General features: G+C 55.3%; 3 rRNA genes. All 3 read left to right on the top strand.

Annotated features, from left to right (window positions below):
* Positions 1-139: 139 nt before the first annotated feature.
* The 3 genes from J2Y46_RS20660 (at position 140) to rrf (ending at position 5,442) form a co-directional block, all read left to right on the top strand.
* Positions 140-1,661 (top strand): 16S ribosomal RNA (locus J2Y46_RS20660).
* Positions 1,662-2,092: 431 nt separating this feature from the next.
* Positions 2,093-5,198: ribosomal RNA gene (locus tag J2Y46_RS20655) — 23S ribosomal RNA — on the top strand.
* A gap of 127 nt (positions 5,199-5,325) precedes the next feature.
* Positions 5,326-5,442: ribosomal RNA gene (gene rrf / locus J2Y46_RS20650) — 5S ribosomal RNA — on the top strand.
* Together the 16S, 23S and 5S rRNA genes form the textbook arrangement of a ribosomal RNA operon.
* The last annotated feature ends 50 nt before the right edge of the window (positions 5,443-5,492 follow it).

Below are 5,492 nucleotides of genomic sequence, written 5' to 3'. Positions count from 1 at the left end.
TTTTTTCTCTGTCGACCATTTTTTGGTTGGTGGGGGTCTTTTTTGGATCAATTCATGGATGTCAGTTTGATATTCGTTTTTGGTCATGGTTGAACTCGCTGCCTTTTACCGTTTTTCCCGGTGGGGGTGGCATTCTTTTTTTATGGAGAGTTTGATCCTGGCTCAGGATGAACGCTGGCGGCGTGCTTAACACATGCAAGTCGAACGGTGAAGCCAAGCTTGCTTGGTGGATCAGTGGCGAACGGGTGAGTAACACGTGAGCAACCTGCCCTGGACTCTGGGATAAGCGCTGGAAACGGTGTCTAATACTGGATATGAGCTCTCACTGCATGGTGGGGGTTGGAAAGATTTTTCGGTCTGGGATGGGCTCGCGGCCTATCAGCTTGTTGGTGAGGTAATGGCTCACCAAGGCGTCGACGGGTAGCCGGCCTGAGAGGGTGACCGGCCACACTGGGACTGAGACACGGCCCAGACTCCTACGGGAGGCAGCAGTGGGGAATATTGCACAATGGGCGGAAGCCTGATGCAGCAACGCCGCGTGAGGGATGACGGCCTTCGGGTTGTAAACCTCTTTTAGCAAGGAAGAAGCGAAAGTGACGGTACTTGCAGAAAAAGCGCCGGCTAACTACGTGCCAGCAGCCGCGGTAATACGTAGGGCGCAAGCGTTATCCGGAATTATTGGGCGTAAAGAGCTCGTAGGCGGTTTGTCGCGTCTGCTGTGAAATCCCGAGGCTCAACCTCGGGCCTGCAGTGGGTACGGGCAGACTAGAGTGCGGTAGGGGAGATTGGAATTCCTGGTGTAGCGGTGGAATGCGCAGATATCAGGAGGAACACCGATGGCGAAGGCAGATCTCTGGGCCGTAACTGACGCTGAGGAGCGAAAGGGTGGGGAGCAAACAGGCTTAGATACCCTGGTAGTCCACCCCGTAAACGTTGGGAACTAGTTGTGGGGTCCTTTCCACGGATTCCGTGACGCAGCTAACGCATTAAGTTCCCCGCCTGGGGAGTACGGCCGCAAGGCTAAAACTCAAAGGAATTGACGGGGACCCGCACAAGCGGCGGAGCATGCGGATTAATTCGATGCAACGCGAAGAACCTTACCAAGGCTTGACATACACGAGAACACTCTAGAAATAGGGGACTCTTTGGACACTCGTGAACAGGTGGTGCATGGTTGTCGTCAGCTCGTGTCGTGAGATGTTGGGTTAAGTCCCGCAACGAGCGCAACCCTCGTTCTATGTTGCCAGCACGTAATGGTGGGAACTCATGGGATACTGCCGGGGTCAACTCGGAGGAAGGTGGGGATGACGTCAAATCATCATGCCCCTTATGTCTTGGGCTTCACGCATGCTACAATGGCCGGTACAAAGGGCTGCAATACCGTGAGGTGGAGCGAATCCCAAAAAGCCGGTCCCAGTTCGGATTGAGGTCTGCAACTCGACCTCATGAAGTCGGAGTCGCTAGTAATCGCAGATCAGCAACGCTGCGGTGAATACGTTCCCGGGTCTTGTACACACCGCCCGTCAAGTCATGAAAGTCGGTAACACCTGAAGCCGGTGGCCCAACCCTTGTGGAGGGAGCCGTCGAAGGTGGGATCGGTAATTAGGACTAAGTCGTAACAAGGTAGCCGTACCGGAAGGTGCGGCTGGATCACCTCCTTTCTAAGGAGCACCTCGACCCTTCGGGGTTGCAGGAACCTCAGCAGGGCGAACGTCTCTGCGGGGGCTCGTGGGTGGAACATTTGACATGGCATCAGCGCAGCTGGTTCCTACTAGTACGCCGTACCTTTCGGGGTGTGGTTGGAGGGTGGGGGTCGGGGAGCGGGGTGCCTGCACGCTGTTGGGTCCTGAGGGACCGGACGCTGCTTGATCTCTTTCGGGGGTGAGGGTGGTGTGCAACTCTCTGGGCCTCTGCTGCCGGCCGGTTGGTCGTGTGGTGGGGGTGCCGCCCGTACTTTGAGAACTACACAGTGGACGCGAGCATCTTTGCAAGATGACCCTTTGGGGTTGTTTTGTGTTGATGATCTTAAAGATCATTAGTCAATTTCTGTCGCATTCCTTTTTGGAGTGTGGCTGAGTTTTGATTCTCATGTTTTCAAGTCTTTAAGAGCAAACGGTGGATGCCTTGGCATCTGGAGCCGAAGAAGGACGTAGCAATCTGCGATAAGCCTCGGGGAACTGATAAGCAAGTTTTGATCCGAGGGTGTCCGAATGGGGAAACCCCGCTGGGCGGCGTGCCGACCTAGTGACTCCCGCCTGAATATATAGGGCGGGTAGAGGGAACGTGGGGAAGTGAAACATCTCAGTACCCACAGGAAGAGAAAACAACCGTGATTCCGTGAGTAGTGGCGAGCGAAATCGGATCAGGCTAAACCTCATGTGTGTGAGAGCCGGCAGGCGTTGCATGTGGGGGGTTGCGGGACGTTCCTGATCATTCTGCCGAGTGGTCGACGTGACAGAAGCGTATAGACGAACCGTCTTGAAAGGCGGGCCAGAGTGGGTGCCAGCCCCGTAGTCGAAATGCGTGTTCTGGCGTGGAGCGTATCCCAAGTAGCACGGGGCCCGAGAAATCCCGTGTGAATCTGTCAGGACCACCTGATAAGCCTAAATACTCCCAGATGACCGATAGCGGACAAGTACCGTGAGGGAAAGGTGAAAAGTACCCCGGGAGGGGAGTGAAATAGTACCTGAAACCGTTTGCTTACAAACCGTTGGAGCACCCCTGGTAGGTGTGACAGCGTGCCTTTTGAAGAATGAGCCTGCGAGTTAGCGATATGTGGCGAGGTTAACCCGGGTGGGGTAGCCGTAGCGAAAGCGAGTCTGAATAGGGCGATTCAGTCGCATGTCCTAGACCCGAAGCGAAGTGATCTATCCATGGCCAGGCTGAAGCGACGGTAAGACGTCGTGGAGGGCCGAACCCACTTAGGTTGAAAACTGAGGGGATGAGCTGTGGATAGGGGTGAAAGGCCAATCAAACTTCGTGATAGCTGGTTCTCTCCGAAATGCATTTAGGTGCAGCGTTGCGTGTTTCTTGCCGGAGGTAGAGCTACTGGATGGCCGATGGGCCCTACAAGGTTACTGACGTCAGCCAAACTCCGAATGCCGGTAAGTGAGAGCGCAGCAGTGAGACTGTGGGGGATAAGCTTCATAGTCGAGAGGGAAACAACCCAGACCACCATCTAAGGTCCCTAAGCGCGTGCTAAGTGGGAAAGGATGTGGAGTTGCTTAGACAACCAGGAGGTTGGCTTAGAAGCAGCCACCCTTGAAAGAGTGCGTAATAGCTCACTGGTCAAGTGATTCCGCGCCGACAATGTAACGGGGCTCAAGCACGCCACCGAAGTTGTGGCATTGACATTATTGGTAGGCCTTCGTGGTCCAGCCGTGTTGATGGGTAGGAGAGCGTCGTGTGGCGAGTGAAGCGGCGGGGTGACCCAGCCGTGGACGCTACACGAGTGAGAATGCAGGCATGAGTAGCGAAAGACGTGTGAGAAACACGTCCTCCGAAAGACCAAGGGTTCCAGGGTCAAGCTAATCTTCCCTGGGTAAGTCGGGACCTAAGGCGAGGCCGACAGGCGTAGTCGATGGACAACGGGTTGATATTCCCGTACCGGCGAAGAACCGCCCAAACTAACCCAGTAGTGCTAAGTATCTGAATCCCCATGACCGGATCCTTCGGGTGATGGCGTGGGGCCTAGCGTACGACCCCATGCTGGTGCGGTTAGCGTATTAACAGGTGTGACGCAGGAAGGTAGCCCATCCCGGGCGATGGTTGTCCCGGGGCAAGTGCGTAGGCCGAGTCATAGGCAAATCCGTGACTCATGAGGCTGAGACACGATGCGGATGAAAAGTGGGTGATCCTATGCTGCCGAGAAAAGCATCGACGCGAGGTTCTAGCCGCCCGTACCCCAAACCGACTCAGGTGGTCAGGTAGAGAATACCAAGGAGATCGAGAGAATCGTGGTTAAGGAACTCGGCAAAATGCCCCCGTAACTTCGGGAGAAGGGGGGCCATCCGCTTATACCAGCTTGCCTGGAAAAGGGCGTGGTGGCCGCAGAGACTAGTGGGTAGCGACTGTTTACTAAAAACACAGGTCCGTGCCAAGTCGCAAGACGATGTATACGGACTGACGCCTGCCCGGTGCTGGAAGGTTAAGAGGACCGGTTAGCCGCAAGGCGAAGCTGAGAATTTAAGCCCCAGTAAACGGCGGTGGTAACTATAACCATCCTAAGGTAGCGAAATTCCTTGTCGGGTAAGTTCCGACCTGCACGAATGGCGTAACGACTTCCCAACTGTCTCAACCGCGAACTCGGCGAAATTGCAATACGAGTAAAGATGCTCGTTACGCGCAGCAGGACGGAAAGACCCCGTGACCTTTACTACAGCTTGGTATTGGTGTTCGGTGTGGCTTGTGTAGGATAGGTGGGAGACTATGAAACCATGACGCCAGTTATGGTGGAGTCATTGTTGAAATACCACTCTGGTCACTCTGGATATCTAACTTCGAACCGTAATCCGGTTCAGGGACAGTGCCTGGTGGGTAGTTTAACTGGGGCGGTTGCCTCCCAAAAAGTAACGGAGGCGCCCAAAGGTTCCCTCAACCTGGTTGGCAATCAGGTGGCGAGTGTAAGTGCACAAGGGAGCTTGACTGTGAGACTGACAGGTCGAGCAGGGACGAAAGTCGGGACTAGTGATCCGGCAGTGGCTTGTGGAAGCGCTGTCGCTCAACGGATAAAAGGTACCTCGGGGATAACAGGCTGATCTTGCCCAAGAGTCCATATCGACGGCATGGTTTGGCACCTCGATGTCGGCTCGTCGCATCCTGGGGCTGGAGTAGGTCCCAAGGGTTGGGCTGTTCGCCCATTAAAGCGGTACGCGAGCTGGGTTTAGAACGTCGTGAGACAGTTCGGTCCCTATCCGCTGCGCGCGTAGGAAGTTTGAGAGGATCTGACCCTAGTACGAGAGGACCGGGTTGGACGAACCTCTGGTGTGCCAGTTGTACTGCCAAGTGCACCGCTGGTTAGCTACGTTCGGGATGGATAACCGCTGAAAGCATCTAAGCGGGAAGCCGGCCTCAAGATGAGACTTCCATACCCTTCGGGGTGAGAGGCTCCCAGCCAGACTACTGGGTTGATAGGCCAGATGTGGAAGCACGGCAACGTGTGCAGCTGACTGGTACTAATAAGCCGATGACTTGATAACACTTCCCCCACACCCGTGTGGGGTTGAGAATGCTCGCGTCCACTGAGTGGTTCCCGATGTACGGTCGGGAACACAACAAAAAAGAGAACTTTTCACGTTGTGAAAGCACCGAACTCATCGAAAGAGTTACGGCGGCCATAGCGAGAGGGAAACGCCCGGTCCCATTCCGAACCCGGAAGCTAAGCCTCTCAGCGCCGATGGTACTGCAGGGGGGACCCTGTGGGAGAGTAGGACACCGCCGGACACCCATTCACGGAATGGCCACCCCCACGGGTGGCCATTCCGCGTTAACAG

It is taken from the genome of Microbacterium sp. BE35 (assembly GCF_031457705.1).
Lineage (GTDB): Bacteria > Actinomycetota > Actinomycetes > Actinomycetales > Microbacteriaceae > Microbacterium > Microbacterium trichothecenolyticum.
Note: the sequence above shows the minus strand (reverse complement) of the source record. Positions and strands in the feature narration are given on the sequence as shown.